Origin of the sequence: Sinorhizobium prairiense, assembly GCF_029201645.2 — a bacterium.
Lineage (GTDB): Bacteria > Pseudomonadota > Alphaproteobacteria > Rhizobiales > Rhizobiaceae > Sinorhizobium > Sinorhizobium meliloti_A.
On record NZ_CP104131.1, the window covers coordinates 3,292,063 to 3,312,634 of the forward strand.

A 20,572-nucleotide genomic window follows, 5' to 3' on the forward strand; every position below is an offset into this window, starting at 1 on the left:
CCCTCAACCGAGGCAGCGATGAAGAAAAGCGGCAATCCCTACTATAGCGGGCGCGTTTCGGACCACTTCGACGGCATTCGCTTCTACAATCCGGGCGGCACACCGCCGCGCGGCTTCGCCGACCTCCTGCGCTGGCAGTCCGGCGGTGGACGCGAGCAATGGCCGCGCCACTATGACAGCCCCTTTCCGCAGGCGAGGCCGGATACCAGTGTCGACGGCGAGCGGCTCCGCGTCACCATGGTCGGTCACGCAACGCTGCTGATCCAGGTCGCGGGCCTCAACATCCTGACCGACCCGGTCTGGTCGCATCGCGCCAGCCCCTTTACGTTTGCCGGACCCCGCCGCCGCAACCCGCCAGGCATTCTCATGGACGACCTGCCGCGGATCGATATCGTGCTCGTCACCCATAACCACTACGACCACCTCGATCTCGCCACGCTCGGCTCGCTCCACACCGAGCACGCGCCGCATCTCGTAACGCCGCTCGGCAACGACACGATCATTCGCCGCGCCGTCGCGGGTGCCGAGATTTCCGTCGTCGACTGGGGCGACCGGCTCGACCTCGGTGATGGCGTCGTCATCCATGCGGAGCCATGCCACCATTGGTCGGCTCGCCGCTCGAACGACCGGCGCATGGCGCTCTGGGCCGCCTTCGTCATCGAGACGCCGGCCGGCAAGATCTATCATGTCGGCGACACGGGTTTTCACGACGGCATCAATTATCGTGCGGCGCGGGAAAAACACGGATGCTTCCGCCTCGCCAACGTGCCCTTTGGCAGCTACGAGCCACGCTGGTTCATGGCCTCTCAGCACCAGAATCCGGAAGAGGCGGTCCTGGGCATGGTCGCCTGCGGCGCCGAATACGTGGCGGGTCACCATTGGGGCACCTTCCGGTTGACCAACGAGGGGGTCGAGGAGCCGCTCCGGGCGCTGGAGACTGCGCTCGCCAAGCACGGTATCGGTCAAAACCGTTTCCGGGCGCTGCGACCGGGAGAAGTCTTCGACGTCCCTCTCCCGCCGATGGCAGGGGAATGACGCCGGCACTGGTAATTTCCGGGCTTTTCCGCCATATACAGCCCGAATGAAGGGCGCCTCCGAAGCGGGGGCCAGGGTTTGGACAGTCGCGACATGGCCGATCAGGTGCAATTTGCCAGGATGAACGGGCTTGGAAACAAGATCCTGGTGGTCGACATGCGCGGGCGCAAGGACCGCGTGACGCCGCAGGCGGCGATCGCGCTCAATGCCGACCCGGCGACCGAGTTCGACCAGATCATGGCAATTCACGACCCGAAGTCTGCCGGGACCGATGCCTGGATCGACATCGTCAATTCCGACGGGTCGATGGCCCAGGCCTGCGGCAACGGCACCCGCTGCGTCGTCCAGGCGCTTGCGGCCGAGACCGGCAGGAAAGCCTTCCTCTTCCATACGGTCGCGGGCCTTCTCGAAGCCAAGGAACACGACGACGGCACGATCTCGGTCGATATGGGCAAGCCCCGTTTCGGCTGGGACCAGATCCCGCTCGCGGAGGAATTCCACGACACGCGGCGCATCGAGCTGCAGATCGGGCCGATCGATGCGCCCGTGCTGCACTCTCCCTCGGTCGCATCCATGGGCAATCCGCATGCGATCTTCTGGGTCGAGAACGATGTGTGGAGCTACGAGCTCGACCGGTTCGGACCACTCCTCGAGAACCATCCGATCTTCCCCGAGCGCGCCAATATCTCCATCGCGCGCATCCGCTCCCGCCAGGAGATGGACCTGCGGACCTGGGAGCGCGGGGCCGGCCTGACGCTTGCCTGCGGCTCGGCCGCCTGTGCCGCCGCCGTCAGCGGTGGGAGAACCGGCCGGACGGAGCGGATGGTTACCGTGAACGTGCCCGGCGGTCCGCTCAAGATCGAATGGCGCGAGCGCGACGACCACGTCATCATGACGGGGCCGGCCGAATGGGAATGGTCCGGCACCGTCGATCCCGTCACCGGCATCTTTGCACGCAATGAGCCGGAGAGCGGCGACAACGGAGCGAGAGCCCTTTGAGCGGGGTCGAGGTCATAACCTTCGGCTGCCGGCTAAACACCTATGAGTCGGAAGTGATGCGGGCGGAGGCCGAAAAGGCGGGGCTGAACAACGCCATCCTCGTCAATACCTGCGCCGTCACCGCCGAGGCCGTGCGCCAGGCCCGACAGGCGATCCGCCGCGCGCGCCGCGAAAATCCGCACGCCCGGATCATCGTCACCGGCTGCGCCGCCCAGACCGAGAAGGAAGCCTTCGCCGAAATGGCAGAGGTGGACGCGGTGCTCGGCAACGAGGAGAAGCTCGCCAGCGCCTCCTATCGCTCGCTGCCGGATTTCGGCGTCTCGGCCGAAGAGAAACTCCGTGTCAACGACATCATGAGCGTGCGCGCCACCGCGCCGCAGATGGTGAAGCACATAGACGGGCACGTGCGCGCCTTCATCCAGGTGCAGAACGGCTGCGACCACCGCTGCACCTTCTGCATCATTCCCTATGGCCGCGGCAATTCGCGCTCCGTGCCGATGGGCGCCGTCGTCGACCAGGCGAGACGCCTTGCCGAAAGCGGCTATCGCGAGATCGTTCTGACCGGGGTCGACGCCACGAGCTACGGCGCCGATCTGCCCGGAACGCCGACCCTCGGGCTTCTCGGGAAGACCCTGCTGAAACAGGTGCCGGAAATCCTCCGCCTGCGGCTTTCCTCCATCGACAGCATCGAGGCGGACGGCCACCTCCTCGACCTCATCGCCGAGGAGCCGCGCTTCATGCCGCATCTGCATCTTTCGCTGCAGCACGGCGACGACCTGATCCTGAAGCGCATGAAGCGGCGGCATTCGAGCGCCGATGCGCGCGCCTTCTGCGACGAGGTCCGGCGCCTGCGCCCCGCGATCAGCTTAGGTGCGGACATGATCGCCGGATTTCCGACCGAGACCGAGCCGATGTTCGAGAACGCCATGCGGCTCGCCGAGGATTGCGGCATCGCGCATCTTCACGTCTTCCCCTATAGCCCGCGCCCCGGCACCCCGGCCGCCCGCATGCCGCAACTCGACCGCGCGCTTGTCAAGGAGCGTGCCGCGCGCCTGCGTGCGAAGGGGGCGGAGCTTCATGCGGGCCACCTCGAGGGCATGATCGGCAGCAGCCAGACGATCCTTGTGGAAATGAACGGTCTGGCCCATACGGAAAACTTCACGCTCGTAGATGCGGCCGGCCTTGAGCCGCGGTCGCTTGTGACGGTCGGAATCACCGGCCACAATGGCAAGCATCTGACGATCGAGCGCAAACAGATGGCTGCGGCCTGACAGCGGACATTCACATGGCGATTGGTTTCATCAAGAAGATCTTCTCCTTCGGCAAGGATGTCGTCGAAGAGAAACCGGCGCCGCCGCAGGAGACGGCCGCTGCCGATGAGGTCGCGGTAACCCCCCTGTCCCTTCGGGAGAACAGGGCGGTACCCAGGCACCGGTCGAGGAAGATCGTAGTGCAGCCGCGGCAACGGAAGCTAGCACGGACGATCGCGATGTTTCCTTCGCGCCAGACACGCCAACGACCGAAACCACGCGTGAGGAAGAGCCAGTAAGCACTGCTGCCACCGCAGATGAAAACACTGTGGAGCAAGGCGAGAGCGTCCCTCATCCGATCTCCCCCTTGCGGGGGAGGTGCCCGGCAGGGCAGAGGAGGGTGAGTCGCCTTCCGAACACCCAACGACTGTCGACGAGCTCTCGGCACCCGCCTCTGTCCCTTCGGGAGAGCAGGAGGAGCGCGAAGCCGCCATCGCAGCCGACGTCGAAGAGGTGGAGATTGACGCAGACGACGGTGCGGAAGGCACAGGCTCTTCGGCAGATGAAACGGCAGCGTCGGAGGACGAGAGCGTGCCTCTCCCAATCCTCCCCCTCGAGGGGGAGATGCCGGGGAGGGCAGAGGGGGGTGAGCCTCCATCCGAGCCCCTGGCACCCAGCCTTCCCAAAGGCTTCGCCGCCGCCGAGAGGCGCCCCAGGGAAGAAGCACCCGCCCCGCAAGCCAAGCTCAACTGGTACCAGCGCCTTCGCCTGGGCCTTGCGCGCACCTCGTCGCAACTCACCGGCCAGATCGCCAGCCTCTTCACCAAGCGCAAGCTCGACGAGGCGACGCTGCAGGACCTCGAGGACCTGCTGATCCAGGCGGACCTCGGCGTCGAAACGGCGATGCGCATCACCGACACGCTGGCCTCGGAGCGCTATGGCAAGGATGTGTCCGGCGAGGACGTTTCGCGCATCATGGCCGGCGAGATCACCAAGGTGCTGGCGCCCGTCGCCAAGCCGCTGGAACTCGATCTCAGCCACAAGCCGCACGTGATCCTCGTCGTCGGCGTCAACGGAACCGGCAAGACGACGACGATCGGCAAGCTTGCGGCAAAGCTTTCCGGCGCGGGACTTAAGGTCATGCTGGCCGCCGGCGATACTTTCCGGGCGGCGGCGATCGAGCAGCTGAAGATCTGGGCCGAACGGACGAAATCCGAAATCGTCTCCTCGAAGCTCGGCGCCGATGCGGCCGGGCTTGCCTACGAGGCGTTCCAGCGTGCCCGCGAGCAGAAGGCGGACGTGCTGATCATCGACACCGCCGGACGGCTGCAGAACAAGGCCGAACTGATGGCGGAGCTCGAAAAGATCGTGCGCGTTCTCGGAAAACTCGATCCGGACGCGCCGCATACGGTGCTGCAGACACTCGACGCGACGACAGGGCAGAACGCCCTGCAGCAGGTCGAAATATTCCGCAACGTCGCCGGCGTCAGCGGCTTGATCATGACCAAGCTCGACGGCACCGCACGCGGCGGCATTCTGGTGGCGATCTCCGCCAAGCACAAGCTGCCGGTTTACTTCATCGGCGTCGGCGAAGGGATCGACGACCTCGAACCGTTCGAAGCCAAGGACTTCGCCGAGGCGATCGCCGGCGTTGCTGCTCCTTGACCAAGCGGAGGAGGTTTGCGCCAAAACCGCGGTTGATATGGTTTTGCCGCAATCCTGATGCTATGAGCCGCAGAAGATGACAGAACAGGATCCGCACATGTCGACGATCGAGGCCGCCAAGCCGAAGACAGAGGTAAGCCCGCTGCTCAAGCTCGTGCTGGAACTCGGCCCCCTGATGGTCTTCTTCTTCGCCAATTCGCGGGGCGAGTGGCTGGCTGGCCGTTTTCCCGCGCTGGCCGAGCTCGGCGGGCCGATCTTCATCGCGACCGGCCTGTTCATGGCGGCAACGGCGGCGGCGCTGATTGCTTCCTGGATCATGACCCGCACGCTGCCGATGATGCCGCTCGTCTCCGGCATCGTCGTCTTCGTCTTCGGCGCGCTGACGCTCTGGCTGCAGAACGACACCTTCATCAAGATGAAGCCGACCATCGTCAACACGCTCTTCGGCGCGATCCTGCTCGGCGGCCTCCTCTTCGGCAAATCGCTGCTCGGCTACGTCTTCCACGCCGCCTTCAAGCTGGACGAGGAGGGATGGCGGAAGCTGACGATCCGCTGGGGCGTGTTCTTCCTGTTTCTCGCCGTGCTCAACGAGGTGATCTGGCGCTCCTTCTCGACGGACTTCTGGGTGGCTTTCAAGGTCTGGGGCACCATGCCGATCACCATCCTCTTCACGCTCGCCCAGATGCCGCTGATCATGAAGCATTCGCTCGAACAGGATAGCGCGGAGTGACGATCGCGGCCGCCTCGCAGGACCAGCAGCGACGAGCGGCGCTCTGGTTGCTTGCCTGCCTCGGCGTGCTGGCAATCCAGGTCCTCGTGCAGCACCTGATGGGGCGGTTATGGATCTGCGAATGCGGCTACATCAAGCTCTGGGAAGGCGTGGTCAAATCCAGCGGCAACTCCCAGCACCTTTCCGACTGGTACACGCCGTCCCATGTCATCCACGGCTTCCTCTTCTACGGCCTCGGTCACCTTCTCATGCGCGGCAAACCCTGGAGCGCCCGCCTGCTTCTCGCGACCGTGATCGAGTCCGCCTGGGAGATCGTCGAGAACACGCCGGTGGTGATCAACCGTTACCGGGCCGCGACGATCTCGCTCGATTATTTCGGCGACAGCATCCTGAATTCGGCCATGGATACGCTCGCCATGGCTGTCGGCTTTCTCATCGCCTTGCGGCTGCCGGTCGCAGCCACGGTCGCGATCGCCATCGTTTTCGAACTCTTCACCGGCTATATGGTGCGCGACAACCTGACGCTCAACGTGCTGATGCTGGTCTGGCCGCTCGATGCGGTGAAGGCTTGGCAGGCGGGGGTTTAGCCGCTCCTTCGAAGGGAAGTGATGGTTCAGGAGGCGCCGCGAGTCGCCTTCGCCCCGCTTGCGGGGAGAAGGTGGCCGGCAGGCCGGATGAGGGGCAGTCGCGGCCTACGAGCCCACAAGCGCCCTCTCGATCGCCGGCAGCAGCCCTTCCCTGAGGCTCTTTTCGTCGAAGGGGCCGGCACGCTTGTAGAGGATCGTGCCGTCGGCGGCGACGAGGAAGGATTCCGGGATGCCGTAGACGCCCCAGTCTATCGCCGCCTTTCCGTTCGGATCGACGCCGATTGCAGAGAAAGGGTTGCCGAGTTCGCCGAGGAAGCGCAGCGCGTTTTCGTTCCGGTCCTTGTAGTTGATGCCGACGACGGTGAGGCGCGGGTCTTTCGACAGCTCAAGAATGATCGGATGCTCCTGCCGACAGGGCACGCACCAGGAAGCCCAGACATTGACGAGCGTGAGCTTGCCCTTGACCGCCGTGTCGTCGAGAGCCGGCATGGGTTCGCCCGATGGCGTTGCAGCCCCTTCGAGCGGCGGCATGGCGAGCATCGGCGCCTTGGTGCCGATCAGCGCCGAGGGGATTTCGCTGACGTCCCTGCCGGAGTTCAACTGGCTCCAGAAGATGAGTGCGAGCACCGCGAAGATGAGGAGCGGAAGCGCCGCCATGAGATAGCGGAAGGCTCCGGGCCTGCGCTCGTCCTGCGGCGTCTCAGCGTTCGTCATTTGCCCCCTCCGGCCGGCAGTTCCGCGGACCGGCGGCGGATCCCGGCGGCCTCGAGCTGCTGCAATTCGCGCCTGCGGGCGCGGCCGTCGGTGAGGACCCAGAGGATGAGTCCGGCTACCGTGGCGGCGGCAACCGCGTAGCTGGCAATGACATAGGCGGCATGGCTCATCATGGCGTAAGCTGCTCCCGGCCGGCATTGCGCGCCGCCTGGCGTCTGAGCGAGGCCACGCGACGGCGCCAGATCTCGTTGCGCATGGCGGCGATATGCAGGGTGAAGAACAGGAGCGTGAAGGCGATCGCCATGACGATGAGCGGCCGCAGGAATTCCGGATCGATCGTCGGCCCGTCGAGGCGCATGACGCTTGCAGGCTGATGCAGCGTGTTCCACCATTCGACCGAGAACTTGATGATCGGGATGTTGACGAAACCGACGAGGATAAGCACGGCCGAGACGCGCGCCGATCGGCTCGGCTCATCCATGGCGCGGTTCAGCGCGATCAGCCCTAGATACATGAGGAAAAGCACGAAGACCGAGGTCAGCCGCGCATCCCAGACCCACCAGGTGCCCCACATCGGCTTGCCCCAGAGCGAGCCGGTGACGAGGGCCAGAAAGGTGAAGCAGGCGCCGATCGGCGCTGCGGCTCTTGCCGAGACGTCGGCGAGCGGATGACGCCAGACGAGCGTGCCGAGTGCGGAGATCGCCATGACCGTGTAGCACATCATGGAAAGCCAGGCCGAAGGCACATGCACATACATGATGCGCACCGTCTCGCCCTGCTGGTAGTCGCCCTCGGTGGTGAAGGAGAGCCAGAGCCCGGCCGCAAAGACGAGCAGCGTGAGAGCAGCAAGCCAGGGCAGCACGCGATCCGTCAGCGCCAGGAACCGGGTAGGGTTGGCGAGATCGCTGAATTTCCGAATGGCCAGGCTGCTTTCACTCATGACGGTTCTTTAACGTGGAAGGCCGGCTTCCGCAATTCATCCTAAGGTGCCGGGTCTCGTCAGTCGGCCGAGTGCCTGAGTGCCGCCGCGGCCGCCACTGGTCCGATCACCGCGAAGAACAGGGTTATCGCCATCAATATCATGAAAGGCGGCAGAAACGGGGCCGGATCCTCGATCGCCGCATAGACCGCGCTGACGCCGAAGATGAGCACCGGTATGGCAAGCGGCAGGACGAGGATCGAGACGAGCAGCCCGCCGCGCGGCAGCGCCACCGCGACAGCAGCACCGACCGCGCCGATGAAGGTTATCGCCGGCGTCCCCGCGAGCAGGGTGACCATGGTGGCTCCGATGGCGCCTTCGTCCATGTTCATGAACAGTCCAAGAAAGGGCGATGCGATCACCAGCGGCAGGCCCGTGGCGGTCCAATGAGCGGCGCACTTGACGAGAACGGCCAGGAGCAAGGGCGTCTCCTGCATCATGATGAGGTCGAGCGAACCGTCCTCGCGCTCCGCCTGAAAGAGCCTGTCGAGGCCGAGCAGCGACGCGAGCAGCGCGCCGATCCAGAGGATCGCCGGGCCGATGCGGGCGAGCAGGTTCAGATCGGGGCCGACGCCGAAGGGGATGACCGCGACGACCGTCATGAAGAAAAGCACGCCGATCATCGCGCCGCCGCCGGCGCGCACCGAAAGCTTGAGATCCCGGAAGAAGAGCGCGATCAATGGACGAATCCCGTCATTTCAAGGCTTTTCGCCCCCGCGAATCCAAGCGGCTGGTGGGTGGCCGCGACGACGACGCCGCCGCGGTCGAGATGGGCGGCGACCAGTCCGGCAAAAAGCCTGTCGGCGCTGACGTCGAGCGCCACCGTCGGCTCGTCGAGAAGCCAGATGGGCCGGAAGGCGACAATGAGCTTCGCCATGGCCATGCGCCGCTGCTGGCCGGCGGAAAGATAGCCGAAGGGCAGATGAATGATGTCGGCGAGCCCCACTGCCTCCGCCGCTTCGACGAGGCCGATGCCGGAGCCGCCCGGCGAATCGCCAAGGAAGCGTTGCCAGAAGGTGAGGTTTTCCTCCACCGTCAGCTCGCGCTTCATCGCGTTGCGGTGGCCGAGATAGTGGCTGAGTTCGCGCGGATGTTCGTATCCCGATGGGCCGTCCTCCAGCCGGACGCGGCCCGATTCCGGCTCGAGGAGCCCCGCCAGGACGCGCAGGAGGGTCGACTTGCCGGCACCGTTCGGACCCGTTACCACAAGCGCCTCGCCGGCAGCCAGCGCGAAGGAAATATCGTTGAAAATCAGGTCCTCGCCGCGCCTCGCACTCAAACCTTCAGCCATGAGGCGCATGAATTTCCAGCTTCCCTTGACGTGTCTTTTCGCGGAGCAAAAAAAGTTCCGATTGAACCTTGGTTGGTCTGGCACGATTTGGAGAAATTATCTATAAGGCGGCCAACACGCCAGCGGTCGGCGTGAATTTCATCCTAGCGCCGAACATGGAACGAGCTTCCACGTACGGACAGCGGAAATGACCGTACCCGCATCCCACTTCGCGCCTCACAGGTGCTCGGGCGTTCGTACGTCAGTTTTTGGCGATCAGACGGAACGGGGTATCATCCAGTGTCCAAATCCCTAGACAGCTTCAATTGTCGCTCCACGCTCACGGTCAACGGCGTGGACTATGTCTACTACAGCCTGCCGAAGGCGGAGGCGAACGGCCTCGCCGGCATCTCGAAGCTTCCCTATTCGATGAAGGTTCTGCTGGAAAACCTGTTGCGCAATGAGGATGGACGCTCGGTCACCAAGAAGGACATCGAAAACATCGCCGCATGGCTCGGCGACAAGGGCACGGCCGAGAACGAGATCGCCTATCGCCCGGCGCGCGTGCTGATGCAGGACTTCACCGGCGTTCCGGCCGTCGTCGACCTAGCGGCAATGCGCGACGCGATGGTTTCGCTCGGCGGCGACCCGGAAAAGATCAATCCGCTCGTTCCCGTCGATCTCGTCATCGACCACTCGGTGATCGTCGACGAATTCGGCACGCCGACCGCCTTTGCCCGCAATGTCGAGCTTGAATACCAGCGCAACGGCGAGCGCTACCGCTTCCTCAAATGGGGCCAGCAGGCCTTCAAGAACTTCCGCGTCGTGCCGCCCGGCACCGGCATCTGTCACCAGGTCAATCTCGAATATCTGGGCCAGGCCGTCTGGACCAGGGAAGAGGACGGCGAAGTCACCGCCTATCCGGATACCTGCGTCGGCACGGACAGCCACACGACGATGATCAATGGGCTGGGCGTGCTCGGTTGGGGCGTCGGCGGCATCGAAGCCGAAGCGGCGATGCTCGGCCAGCCGGTTTCCATGCTCCTGCCGGAAGTCATCGGCTTCAAGCTCACCGGCAGGCTCAAGGAAGGCGTGACCGCGACCGACCTCGTGCTTACCGTCGTGCAGATGCTGCGCAAGAAGGGCGTCGTCTCCAAGTTCGTCGAATTCTTCGGCTCCGGCCTCGACAACATGACGCTCGCGGATCGCGCGACGATCGGCAATATGGGCCCGGAATACGGCGCCACCTGCGGCTTCTTCCCGGTCGATGCCGAAACGATCAACTATCTCACCATCTCGGGTCGTGAAGAGAGCCGCATCGCGCTGGTCGAAGCCTATTCCAAGGCCCAAGGCATGTGGCGGGAAGGGGATGGTTCCGAGCTCGTCTTCACCGACACGCTGGAACTCGACCTCGGCGACGTCGTGCCGTCGATGGCCGGCCCCAAGCGCCCCGAGGGCCGCATCGCGCTCGAGAACATCGCCTCCGGCTTCGCGGCGGCGCTCGACAACGACTACAAGAAGCCCGGCCAGCTCGCCAACCGCTACGCGGTCGAGGGGACCGACTACGATCTTGGTCATGGCGACGTCGCGATCGCCGCGATCACCTCCTGCACCAACACCTCGAACCCCTCGGTGCTGATCGCCGCCGGCCTGCTTGCCCGCAAGGCGGTCGCCAAGGGCCTGAAGACGAAACCCTGGGTCAAGACGTCGCTGGCGCCCGGATCGCAGGTCGTCGCCGAGTACCTGTCGAAATCCGGCCTCCAGACAGATCTCGACAAGCTCGGCTTCAATCTGGTCGGCTTCGGCTGCACAACCTGCATCGGCAATTCCGGCCCGCTGCCGACGGAGATCTCCAAGACGATCAACGACAAGGGTCTGATCGCCGCCGGCGTGCTTTCCGGCAACCGCAACTTCGAAGGCCGCATCTCGCCGGACGTGCAGGCGAACTATCTCGCCTCGCCGCCGCTCGTCGTCGCCTACGCGCTGGCGGGTTCCGTCCAGAAGGACCTGACGAAGGAGCCGATCGGCGAAGACCAGAACGGGCAGCCCATCTACCTCAGGGACATCTGGCCGACTTCGCAGGAGATCCAGGACTTCATCTTCAAATACGTCACCCGCGAGCTCTACGCGACCAAATATGCGGACGTGTTCAAGGGCGACGCCAACTGGCAGGCCGTCCAGGTTCCGGCCGGCCAGACCTATGCCTGGGACGAGGGGTCCACCTACGTCCAGAACCCGCCCTATTTCGTCGGCATGGGCAAGAAGGGTGCCGGCATTTCCGACATCAAGAACGCCCGTGTCCTCGGTCTCTTCGGCGACAAGATCACCACCGACCACATTTCCCCGGCCGGTTCGATCAAGGCGGCCTCGCCTGCCGGCGCCTATCTGCTCGAGCACGGCGTCGGGATTGCCGACTTCAACCAGTACGGCACGCGCCGCGGCAATCATGAGGTGATGATGCGCGGCACCTTCGCCAATATCCGCATCCGCAACCACATGCTCGGCCCGAACGGCAAGGAAGGCGGTTATACGATCCACTATCCCTCCAAGGAGGAGATGTCGATCTATGACGCGGCCATGCAGTACAAGGAGGAGGGCGTTCCGCTCGTCATCTTCGCCGGCGTCGAATACGGCAACGGCTCTTCGCGTGACTGGGCGGCCAAGGGCACCAACCTCCTCGGCGTCAAGGCCGTGATTGCCCAGTCCTTCGAACGCATCCATCGTTCGAACCTGGTCGGCATGGGCGTCGTACCCTTCGTCTTCGAGGAAGGCACGACCTGGGAATCGCTGGCTCTCAAGGGCGACGAAGTCGTGACGATCGAGAATCTCGCCAATGTCCAGCCGCGCGAGAAGCGCGTGGCGAAGATCACCTATGGCGACGGCTCCGTGAAGGAGGTCCCGCTCATTTGCCGCATCGATACGCTCGACGAGGTCACCTACGTCAACAATGGCGGCATCCTGCAGACGGTTCTGCGCGATCTCGCCGCCTGATCGGCGACGTATGAACAGAAAAGCCGGGGCGTCCACATCGACGCCCCGGCTTTTTATTGTCCGGTCCACAGGGTTTTGCACGGCTTTGCGGCAGTCACTCCAACGTGACTTTTCGTTGAAGAATACCCGTCGTATGTAGGGGTCTCCCCGCGCGGCAAACGCGTTGAAGCGACGCACTTCCGGATGGAAACGTTCCACATTTTCCCGGAAGTGCTCTAACGAGCACGAACAAAGACGCCATGATATCCGCCTGCACACCAACAATCCGACGTCTCGCCCTGGCGATCGGGCTGTTTGGTGCGTTCTGCGGAGCTTCCGCAGCGGATGACGGCAGGGCGGCCGAGAGCGGGCCGGTCAAGGATGGAGCGGTCAAGGACGGGGCGCTCAAGGGCGTCGTCGAACTCTTCACCAGCCAGGGCTGCTCCTCCTGTCCCCCGGCGGACGCGGCGCTCAAGAAGCTCGTCGATGAAGGCGAGGTCGTCGCGCTCGCCTATCATGTCGACTATTGGAACTATCTCGGATGGGCGGACACGCTCGCTTCCAAGGAAAACACCGAGCGGCAATATGCTTATGCGCGCATGCTCGGCCGCTACGGCGTCTATACGCCGCAGGCGATCCTGAACGGGCGCGACCACGCCAACGGCGCGGACCTGCCGGCCATCAGGAACCGGCTTGCTTTGATGGACGAGAAGGGCAAGGGCCTGTCGGTGCCGATCGCCGCCTCGATCGGCGGCGATGAAATCTCGATCAAGGTCGGTGCCGGCAAAGGCAGGGCGAACGTCGTCGTCGTCTATTTCGACCGGGCAAGGGTGGTCAAGGTCGAGAAGGGCGAGAACAGCGGCAAGGAGATCGCGTATTGGCATGCCGTGCGCGACATCCAGACCATCGGCATGTGGGAGGGCAAGCCAGCGGAATTCACGCTGCCCGCCTCGGTCCTGATCGAAGGCCAGGGCAATAGCGGTTGCGCGGTGCTGCTGCAATCGATGAAGGACAAGGAAACGCCGGGAGCCATCATCGGCGCCGCAACGGTTCTCGCAGGGCCGCAGGGAAAGCTCTGATGACAGGAAACGTTCCGCATCGCTTGCGGCGGAACAGGGGATGGTTCGGCCCGGCAGCATCGAGGGGCTGGGGCTGAGGGTTCGAAGTTACCGGACCGAACCAGCCATGTCTGCGTTCGAGAACCTCCCGCAGCATGACGGCTGGCCGGACATACGGTGGCAACGACTCTGTCCGGCAGCGGTCGGAGTGTTGCGGCGAATTGGGGCGGCGTTTTGACTGAATTGCGGCAGCCCCAAGAATTGCTGACATTGATCAACAGCTTCCGGCTTGCTTTTCCGATCGTGTGAGGCACACTGTCGTGGTCCTGTCACATTAGAAGGCCGAAATGCCGATGACTGATGAAACGGATTTGCCGCGAGGCGAAGCACGTCACTACGGCCAGACCACCTCCGATGTGGTCGTCGATCTTCACGAATACAAGCAAGCCAAGAACCCCCCGCCCGTCACCTTCCATCGCCGCGAACTCGACCTGATTCTCAAGGTCTACGGCCGTATGGTGGGCGAAGGGGAGTGGCGCGACTATGCGATCGACCACCTGAGGGACCGGGCCGTTTTTTCGGTGTTCAAGCGCGCCGGAGAAGTGCCTCTCTACCGCATCGAGAAAAACCCGAAGCTCGCCGCGAAACAGGGCGCCTTCAGCGTGCTCAACGCTCACGGGACGATATTGAAGCGAGGCCACGAGCTCGCCCAGGTGCTCAAGGCCTTCGACAAGGTGCTGAAGCTCGTCAAAACCTGACCGACATATCACTCGGAGCCGCCCCTCATCCGCCTGCCGGCACCTTCTCCCCGCAGGCGGGGCGAAGGGACAAGCGGCAGCGCTTCGCCTCGGCCCCCTCTTCCCGCGTGCGGATTTATCCCTGAATCGGTTGGCGGCGCCAAACCGCTTGCATCGAAGCGTGCCATCCGTGTTGCGAATCAGATAAGTGTATGCTTATCTGACGTCATGACTGAGAACGACATATTCAAAGCGCTCGCTGACCCGACACGCCGTGCAATCTTCGAGAAGCTGGCGAGCGGAAGCATGAACGCCAGTGCCTTGCGCAACGGAATGGACATCAGCCAGCCGGCCATGTCCCAACATCTCCACGTGTTGCGTAATGCAAAGCTGGTGCGGGAGGAACGGCAGGGGCGCTTCGTGAACTACGAGGTCGACCCGGAGGGGCTGGCGCTCGTTGCCGGATGGCTGGCGAAATATCGCGCCTACTGGCCGGCGCGGATCGATGCGTTGAAGGTCTTGCTGAGGGATATGGATCAATGAACGATGTGGAACTGAACGAGCCGGCAAGGAATCTGGTGCTCGAATACGAACTCGATGAATCGCCCGAAAAGGTGTGGCGGGCAATCAGCATGCCTGAGTTCCGTGAGCGATGGCTGCCCAGGCGGGAACTGGCTGGGGCTGAGCCTGTCTCCACCGCACCGGGCAGGGAAATTCGCTACAGAATGCGCGACGACGAACCTCCCTTTCTCGAAAGCCTCGTGGCGTTCCAGGTCAGGCCCAGCAATGACGGCGGCACGATTCTGAGAATTATCCATGGGCTGGAGGATGAGCGGCTGGCTCCGCGAACTCCGCCGGCGGCGAACAGCAACCGGCTTTGGCTGATGCGCGCCGCCTGACGCCTCATTCTACCAAAACAAGTTCATCAGACAGGAGTTCGCCTATGCGCGAAGCGATGCAACTCGTCCCTATGGTCGTCGAGCAATCCAGCCGTGGCGAGCGCTCATTCGACATCTATTCCCGCCTGCTGCGTGAGCGAATAATCTTTCTGAACGGCGAGGTGAACGATGCAGTGTCTGCTCTCGTTTGCGCACAGTTGTTGTTCCTGGAAGCCGAAAGCCCCAGAAAACCGATCCAACTCTATATAAACTCGCCCGGCGGTGTCGTTACCAGCGGCTTCGCGATGTACGACACGATGCGTTACATCCGGGCGCCCGTGCATACGCTTTGCATGGGGACGGCCCGTTCGATGGGTTCGTTCCTGCTGATGGCAGGCGAAGCGGGCGAGCGCACCGCCCTGCCCAATGCAAGCATCCTCGTCCATCAACCTTCGGGCGGCTTTCAGGGACAGGCCTCCGATATGCTCATCCATGCCGAGGAAATCAGGCGAACCAAACACCGCATGACGCGGCTTTATGCCGAGCATTGCGGGCGAACATATGAAGAATTCGAGCGCGCGATGGATCGCGACCGTTTCATGACGGCGGAAGAAGCTCTGGAGTGGGGTCTGATCGACCGCATCCTCACCGAACGGGAGTTGGGCGCTGAATTTGACGCTTGAAGCTCACCTGCGCAGGCTCAGCTCCTATAAAGCGTATCCGGATAGACGCCCTCGGCGGGCTTCGTTGCGGTTCCTTCCCCGAGCGGCCGCTGCATGAAGGCCGTATCCAGCCATCGGCCATGCTTGAAGCCGGTTGCCTTCATCAGCCCCTGCAGTTCGAAGCCGAGCGCCCGGTGCAGGGCGATCGATGAGGGGTGCGCCCCGCCGATTACCGCTATCATCTGGCGGAAGCCGAGAGCCGTACAGCGCCCGATCAGTTCGGAAAGCAGCGCCTTGCCGATGCCCTTGCCCCGTGCTTCCGGCGAAAGATAGATCGAATCCTCCACCAGGAACCGATAGGCGGTGCGGTTGCGGAAGGCGGAGGCATAGGCATAGCCGATAACCGCGCCACGCTCGTCCAGCGCGACCACATAGGGGTAGCCGTTGCCGGTGATCGTGGAGAAGCGGAGCGCCATCTCGGCTTCGGATGGCGGCGTCTCCTCATAGGTCGCGACCCCGTTCAAGACGGACTCGCGATAGATCTCGGTGATCGAGCGGAGGTCGGCGGCAACGGCGTCGCGGAGCGTGGCGGTCATGGAATTCTTCGCGCATTATGGCTGGAGATGTACTGTCTCGCATGGATGCGCCGGATCGATCAAGGCCGGCTCCGGCAAACAAAAAAGGCGGCCGAAGCCGCCTTTTCCGTCACACCGGTTCGATACTACTCGTTCCTGTTGCCAAGGAACTGCAGCATGAACATGAACAGGTTGATGAAGTCGAGATAGAGCGTCAGCGCACCCATGATGGCCTTGCGGCCGGCGACCAAGGCGTCATCGCCTTCGAAGTACATTTCCTTGAGCTTCTGCGTGTCGTAGGCGGTCAGGCCGGCGAAGATGAGCACGCCGATCACCGAGATCGCGAAGCCGAGTGCCGAAGAGGCAAGGAAGATGTTGACGACGGATGCGATGATCACGCCGAAGAGGCCCATGATCAGGAACGATCCGAGGCCCGAAAGGTCCTTCTTCGTCGTATAGCCGTAAAGCGACAGGGCACCGAACGAAGCAGCCGTCACGAAGAACGTCTGCACGATGCTCTGGCCGGTGAAGACCAGGAAGATCGACGACAGAGACAGGCCCATCAACGCCGCATAGACCCAGAAAGTCGTCTGCGCCGCGGAAACGCTCATGGAATTGATGCGGAAGCTCAGGAAGAACACCAGCGCAAGAGGCGCCAGCATCACGACCCACTTCAGGGGAGAACCGTAGATAAGCTGGGCGAATGCCGGATTAGAGGCGGCAAGCGCATAGGTTCCGTAAGCTGCCACGCCGGTGATCGCCAGGCCGAGGGCCATCAGGTTGTAGACCTTCAGCATATAAGCGCGAAGGCCTTCGTCGATCACGGCACCCGCCTGAGCGCCGGCGGGCGACATTCGGGTTTGGTAGTTTCTCAGATCAGCCATTGTTTCCTCATTTAAGCCCCGGTTGAAGTTACGGTGTCGGGCGGCGAACCTTGTCGTTCCTTTGCGCGCCCAGGCGCCGCTGCGGGGCTCCAGCATGCCTGTGGACAAATATGATGGTGAACGCCGTCATGCACAAGGGCGAAGCGCTTGGAATCGAACAAAGTCGGCCCGCCGGACCATCAAACTGGAGTGATTTACGGTTAACTCGGCCGTCATGGCCGAAATCGCGCGACAGGCATGGCAGGATCAGAGTTCCCGCAGCACCGGAGCGGCCTTTTGCCCGAGGACGCGCCAGGTTCCGGCGAGGCCGATCCCGACCGTCACGACCAGCGCAAGAACGATGGTCGCGACCGCAACGTCCGGCAGGAAGCTCGACGGCAGGGTCATGATGCGGCTGACGACGAACCAGGCCGAAACGCTGCCGGCGAAAAGCGCGAAGACGGCAGTCGCCAGGCCGAGAATGACGTATTCGTAGCTGAAGGCGCGGATCAGGGTCGCCCGCGTCGCGCCGAGCGTCTTCAGGACCACCGCATCGTGGATGCGGGCACGGTTGCCGGCGGCGAGTGCGCCGGCAAGCACGAGGATAGAAGCGACAAGCGCGACCGCCGCGGCCGCGCGCACCGCAGTTGCAAGCTGCCCGAGCAGCGTATTGACGATGTCGAGCGCGTCCTTCACGCGCACGCTGGTGATCGTCGGGTAGGCATTCGTCACCCTCTTCAACACCGCCGCCTCCTCCTCGGCCGAGGCGTCGGGATCGATGATGGTCGCGAGCCAGGCATGCGGGGCGCCGGCGAAGGTGTTCGGCGAGAAGACCATGACGAAATTGATCGACAGCGACTCCCACTCGACCTCGCGGAAATTGGCGATCCGGGCCGTGATGTTGCGGCCGAGCACGTTGACGGTCACCGTATCGCCGAGCTTCAGCCCGAGCTCGCGGGCCTCCTCCGCCGAGAAGGAGACGAGCGGCTCGCCGCCATAGTCCTCGGGCCACCAGCTGCCTTCGGTGAGTTTGGAATTTTCCGGCCTGTTCTTGGCGTAGGTGATGCCGCGATCTCCGCGCAGCACCCATTGGCCGCCGGGGGGAACGTTGCGGCTGTTCACATCCTCGCCGTTGAGCGCGACGATGCGCCCGCGCAGCATCGGCACTTCGATGATCTTGCCCTCCGGCATCGCTCCCGCGAGCACTGAGCGGAAGCCTTCGATCTCGCTGCCCTGGATGTCGACGAAGAAGAAGTTGGGCGCGCGCTCGGCCATGTCGCCGGTGAGCTCGCGCCGCAGATTGCCGTCGATGAGCGCCAGCGTCACCAGAAGAGTGAGGCCGAGGCCGAGCGACAGCACCACCGACGGCGTCAAGGCACCCGGCCGGTGAATGTTGCCGATGGCAAGTCTCAGCGCCGGCGAATTGACGCGCGGGCTGCGCCGCGCCAGCCAGGATATGAGGAGCGAAACCCCGCGCAGCACGATGAAGGCAAAGGCGATCGCGCCAAGGAAGATCAGCGAAATGGAACGGTCATAGGCAGCCCAGACCGCGAGCCCGGCAAGTCCTGCCAGGCAGATGAAGGCGCCGGCGAGATAGGGCAGGGCAGGCAAGCCCGCCGGCTCGAAACCCTGCTGCCGGAAAAGCGCAGTCGCCGGCACACGGCGCGCCCGCCCGAGCGGCAGGATGGCGAAGGTCAGCGCCGTCAGAAGGCCGAAAAGCGCCGCAAGACCCAGGGCCGAGGGATAGAGCACGAATGCGGTGGATACGGGCAGCAGGCCGGCAAGGAACTGCGCTGCCACGAAGGGGATGAGGGCGCCGAGCACGAGGCCGATCGCGATGCCGATGAGGGCGATCATCAGGATCTGCGCAAGATAGATCATCGCGACCAGCGACGCCGGAGCGCCGAGACATTTGAAAGTCGCGATGACGCTGCGCTTGCCGTCGAGATAGGAGCGCACGGCGTTGGCAACCCCCACGCCTCCGACGATCAGCGCCGTGAGCCCGACGAGCGTCAGGAATTGGGAGAAACGCGTGATGTTTGCATTGAGGGAGGGTGCTGCATTGCCGCTCGTCCGTATCGACCAGCCGGCGGAGGGAAAGCGCGTCTCGGCCTGCACGCGAATGAGCGGCACGTCTGCGGGATCAGGCAGGCGGACCTTGTAGGTGTGTTCGACAAGGCTGCCGGTCTGCACGAGCCCGGAAGCGGCAAGCGCATCGGAGGAAATCATCAGCCGCGGCGCGAAACCGAAGCCGTCGGAAAGAGCGTCGGGTTCGCTGGCGAGTACCGCGCCGACCCGGATACGCGCATTGCCGATGAGAATTTCCGCGCCCGGCGAGATGCCGAGGCGCTCGAGAAGCAGCGGTGCGGCGACTGCGCCGAACACCTCGCCGTCCTTCGCCAGCAATTCAGGGAGCGGCTTTGCCGGCTCGCTTTCGAGCTTGCCGTAAAGCGGGTAGGCGCCGTCCACGGCCTTGAGCTCCACCAGCGCCTGGTTGGAGCCGTCCGGGAGCCGCGCCATGGAACGCAGACCCGCGGATACCGAAACCTCGCCGAGACCCTGGAGGAAGGCACGCTCGTCCGCGGTCGCCACCCGATTGTTGAGCTCGAACCGGATGTCGCCGGCGAGCAGTTCCTGCCCTTGCGAGGCGATCGTTTCGCTGATCGACTGGGATAGCGAGTTGACCCCGGCGATCGCGGCCGTACCGAGAGCGATGCAGGCGAGGAAAATATAGAAGCCCCTCAGGCCCCCGCGCATTTCCCGGAGTGCCAGACGAAGAGCGAACAGCGGGCGAAGCGCGAGCAGAGGGCGCAGGGAAATCGTCGGGAGCAGCCGCCGGACGGCAACCGTCCCGCTCATGCGGACACGGCTCCCTGCCGGGCCGAGGCGGAGAGCCGTTCAGCGTCGGGGACGATTTCACCGGAGCGGACGCGTATCTGTCTTTCGCAGCGTCCGGCGAGCGCCGCATCATGCGTGACGAGAACGAGCGTCATGCCACGCTCGCGCTGTTCGGCAAAGAGGAGGTCGGCGATCTGTCGGCCGGTCTCCGCGTCGAGGTTGCCCGTCGGCTCGTCGGCGATCAGCAGCTTCGGAGAGGGCGCGAGCGCCCGGGCGATCGCCACGCGCTGCTGTTCGCCGCCGGAAAGCTGCCCGGGGTAGTGCGTCAGGCGTTCGCCGAGCCCCACGGCGATCAGTTCCTTACGCGCTATGTCGAATGCATTGCGGACATTCGCGAGCTCGAGCGGCACCGCGACGTTCTCGAGCGCGGTCATGTTCGGGATGAGATGAAAGGACTGGAAAACGATGCCGACATTGCGGCCGCGGAAATCGGCGACTGCGTCCTCGCCGAGGCGGTGGAGCGCCGTGCCGTCAATGATGATTTCGCCGCTGTCGAGCCGCTCCAGCCCGGCCATGACCATGAGCAGAGTCGATTTGCCCGAGCCCGAGGGGCCGACGATGCCCACCGATTCGCCGGCATCGATCGCGAGGCTTACGCCCTTCAGCACATGCACGGACGCCGCGGCTTCGCCCAGCGTCAGATCCGCATTTTTCAACTCGATGATGGTTTTTGCCACGCGAAAGAGCCCTATATGAAAATTT

The 20,572-nt window shown here is 63.8% G+C and carries 22 protein-coding genes; 13 read left to right on the forward strand and 9 right to left on the reverse strand.

Going from position 1 to position 20,572, the window contains the following annotated elements; genetic code table 11:
- Nucleotides 1–18 precede the first annotated feature (18 nt).
- The 7 genes from N0Q91_RS18465 (at nucleotide 19) to N0Q91_RS18495 (ending at nucleotide 6,266) form a co-directional block, all read left to right on the forward strand.
- Nucleotides 19–1,035, forward strand: coding sequence for an MBL fold metallo-hydrolase (locus tag N0Q91_RS18465; protein ID WP_275597150.1), 1,017 nt, complete (start codon nucleotides 19–21; stop codon nucleotides 1,033–1,035).
- 93 nt (nucleotides 1,036–1,128) lie between these two features.
- Nucleotides 1,129–2,034 (forward strand): diaminopimelate epimerase, encoded by a 906-nt coding sequence (dapF, locus tag N0Q91_RS18470; RefSeq protein ID WP_275597151.1) that lies wholly within the window; start codon nucleotides 1,129–1,131, stop codon nucleotides 2,032–2,034.
- Nucleotides 2,031–3,305: a tRNA (N(6)-L-threonylcarbamoyladenosine(37)-C(2))-methylthiotransferase MtaB gene (gene mtaB / locus N0Q91_RS18475; RefSeq protein ID WP_275597152.1), complete on the forward strand. Its 1,275-nt coding sequence runs from the start codon at nucleotides 2,031–2,033 to the stop codon at nucleotides 3,303–3,305. The genes dapF and mtaB overlap by 4 nt, the downstream gene beginning before the upstream one ends.
- Nucleotides 3,306–3,319: 14 nt before the next feature.
- Nucleotides 3,320–3,583 (forward strand): hypothetical protein, encoded by a 264-nt coding sequence (locus N0Q91_RS18480; RefSeq protein ID WP_275597153.1) that lies wholly within the window; start codon nucleotides 3,320–3,322, stop codon nucleotides 3,581–3,583.
- Between the two features lie 79 nt (nucleotides 3,584–3,662).
- Complete coding sequence (gene ftsY, locus N0Q91_RS18485) at nucleotides 3,663–4,949, forward strand: signal recognition particle-docking protein FtsY (protein WP_375341875.1); 1,287 nt, start codon at nucleotides 3,663–3,665, stop codon at nucleotides 4,947–4,949.
- A 97-nt stretch (nucleotides 4,950–5,046) separates the two neighbouring features.
- Nucleotides 5,047–5,679, forward strand: a complete 633-nt coding sequence (locus tag N0Q91_RS18490; protein WP_010970512.1) for a septation protein A — start codon at nucleotides 5,047–5,049, stop codon at nucleotides 5,677–5,679.
- Nucleotides 5,676–6,266: a DUF2585 domain-containing protein gene (locus N0Q91_RS18495; protein ID WP_275597154.1), complete on the forward strand. Its 591-nt coding sequence runs from the start codon at nucleotides 5,676–5,678 to the stop codon at nucleotides 6,264–6,266. Before N0Q91_RS18490 ends, N0Q91_RS18495 begins: the two co-directional genes overlap by 4 nt.
- A 105-nt stretch (nucleotides 6,267–6,371) precedes the next feature.
- On the opposite strand, the gene N0Q91_RS18500 is transcribed toward N0Q91_RS18495, so the two are convergent.
- From N0Q91_RS18500 to ccmA, 5 genes are read right to left on the reverse strand one after another with little or no spacing between them, the layout of a single operon-like run.
- Entirely contained in the window at nucleotides 6,372–6,980 is a 609-nt protein-coding gene (locus N0Q91_RS18500) for a DsbE family thiol:disulfide interchange protein (RefSeq protein ID WP_275597155.1), read from the reverse strand.
- A complete protein-coding gene (gene ccmD / locus N0Q91_RS18505) occupies nucleotides 6,977–7,153 on the reverse strand; it encodes a heme exporter protein CcmD (RefSeq protein WP_018097399.1) in 177 nt (58 codons plus the stop codon). Before ccmD ends, N0Q91_RS18500 begins: the two co-directional genes overlap by 4 nt.
- Nucleotides 7,150–7,920 carry a heme ABC transporter permease gene (locus N0Q91_RS18510; protein WP_100672704.1) on the reverse strand — a complete coding sequence of 257 codons (771 nt, stop codon included), beginning with the start codon at nucleotides 7,918–7,920 and terminating at the stop codon, nucleotides 7,150–7,152. Before N0Q91_RS18510 ends, ccmD begins: the two co-directional genes overlap by 4 nt.
- Before the next feature lie 59 nt (nucleotides 7,921–7,979).
- On the reverse strand, nucleotides 7,980–8,639 hold the full coding sequence (gene ccmB / locus N0Q91_RS18515; RefSeq protein ID WP_003529714.1) for a heme exporter protein CcmB: 660 nt from the start codon (nucleotides 8,637–8,639) through the stop codon (nucleotides 7,980–7,982).
- Complete coding sequence (gene ccmA, locus N0Q91_RS18520; protein ID WP_275597156.1) at nucleotides 8,636–9,259, reverse strand: heme ABC exporter ATP-binding protein CcmA; 624 nt, start codon at nucleotides 9,257–9,259, stop codon at nucleotides 8,636–8,638. Before ccmA ends, ccmB begins: the two co-directional genes overlap by 4 nt.
- A 270-nt stretch (nucleotides 9,260–9,529) precedes the next feature.
- On the opposite strand from ccmA, the gene acnA reads away from it, so the two are divergent.
- The 6 genes from acnA (at nucleotide 9,530) to N0Q91_RS18550 (ending at nucleotide 15,555) form a co-directional block, all read left to right on the forward strand.
- Nucleotides 9,530–12,220, forward strand: coding sequence for an aconitate hydratase AcnA (gene acnA / locus N0Q91_RS18525; protein WP_100672705.1), 2,691 nt, complete (start codon nucleotides 9,530–9,532; stop codon nucleotides 12,218–12,220).
- A 239-nt stretch (nucleotides 12,221–12,459) separates the two neighbouring features.
- Nucleotides 12,460–13,278, forward strand: a complete 819-nt coding sequence (locus tag N0Q91_RS18530) for a DUF1223 domain-containing protein (RefSeq protein ID WP_275597157.1) — start codon at nucleotides 12,460–12,462, stop codon at nucleotides 13,276–13,278.
- A 326-nt stretch (nucleotides 13,279–13,604) separates the two neighbouring features.
- On the forward strand, nucleotides 13,605–14,015 hold the full coding sequence (locus tag N0Q91_RS18535) for a DUF2794 domain-containing protein (RefSeq protein ID WP_018097393.1): 411 nt from the start codon (nucleotides 13,605–13,607) through the stop codon (nucleotides 14,013–14,015).
- Between the two features lie 207 nt (nucleotides 14,016–14,222).
- Entirely contained in the window at nucleotides 14,223–14,537 is a 315-nt protein-coding gene (locus tag N0Q91_RS18540) for an ArsR/SmtB family transcription factor (RefSeq protein WP_018097392.1), read from the forward strand.
- The gene (locus N0Q91_RS18545) at nucleotides 14,534–14,893 is read left to right on the forward strand and encodes an SRPBCC family protein (RefSeq protein ID WP_275597158.1); all 360 of its coding nucleotides are present in this window, start codon (nucleotides 14,534–14,536) and stop codon (nucleotides 14,891–14,893) included. Before N0Q91_RS18540 ends, N0Q91_RS18545 begins: the two co-directional genes overlap by 4 nt.
- Nucleotides 14,894–14,937: 44 nt before the next feature.
- Nucleotides 14,938–15,555 (forward strand): ATP-dependent Clp protease proteolytic subunit, encoded by a 618-nt coding sequence (locus N0Q91_RS18550; RefSeq protein ID WP_100672709.1) that lies wholly within the window; start codon nucleotides 14,938–14,940, stop codon nucleotides 15,553–15,555.
- A gap of 17 nt (nucleotides 15,556–15,572) precedes the next feature.
- Here the strand turns inward: N0Q91_RS18550 and N0Q91_RS18555 are convergent, their stop codons facing one another.
- The 4 genes from N0Q91_RS18555 to N0Q91_RS18570 all read right to left on the reverse strand — a co-directional run bounded on the left by N0Q91_RS18555 (nucleotide 15,573) and on the right by N0Q91_RS18570 (nucleotide 20,547).
- Nucleotides 15,573–16,130 carry a GNAT family N-acetyltransferase gene (locus N0Q91_RS18555; protein ID WP_018097389.1) on the reverse strand — a complete coding sequence of 186 codons (558 nt, stop codon included), beginning with the start codon at nucleotides 16,128–16,130 and terminating at the stop codon, nucleotides 15,573–15,575.
- A gap of 125 nt (nucleotides 16,131–16,255) precedes the next feature.
- A complete protein-coding gene (locus N0Q91_RS18560; RefSeq protein ID WP_018097388.1) occupies nucleotides 16,256–16,993 on the reverse strand; it encodes a Bax inhibitor-1/YccA family protein in 738 nt (245 codons plus the stop codon).
- A 246-nt stretch (nucleotides 16,994–17,239) separates the two neighbouring features.
- Nucleotides 17,240–19,831, reverse strand: coding sequence for an ABC transporter permease (locus N0Q91_RS18565; protein WP_275597159.1), 2,592 nt, complete (start codon nucleotides 19,829–19,831; stop codon nucleotides 17,240–17,242).
- On the reverse strand, nucleotides 19,828–20,547 hold the full coding sequence (locus N0Q91_RS18570; protein ID WP_275597160.1) for an ABC transporter ATP-binding protein: 720 nt from the start codon (nucleotides 20,545–20,547) through the stop codon (nucleotides 19,828–19,830). Before N0Q91_RS18570 ends, N0Q91_RS18565 begins: the two co-directional genes overlap by 4 nt.
- Between the last annotated feature and the right edge of the window lie 25 nt (nucleotides 20,548–20,572).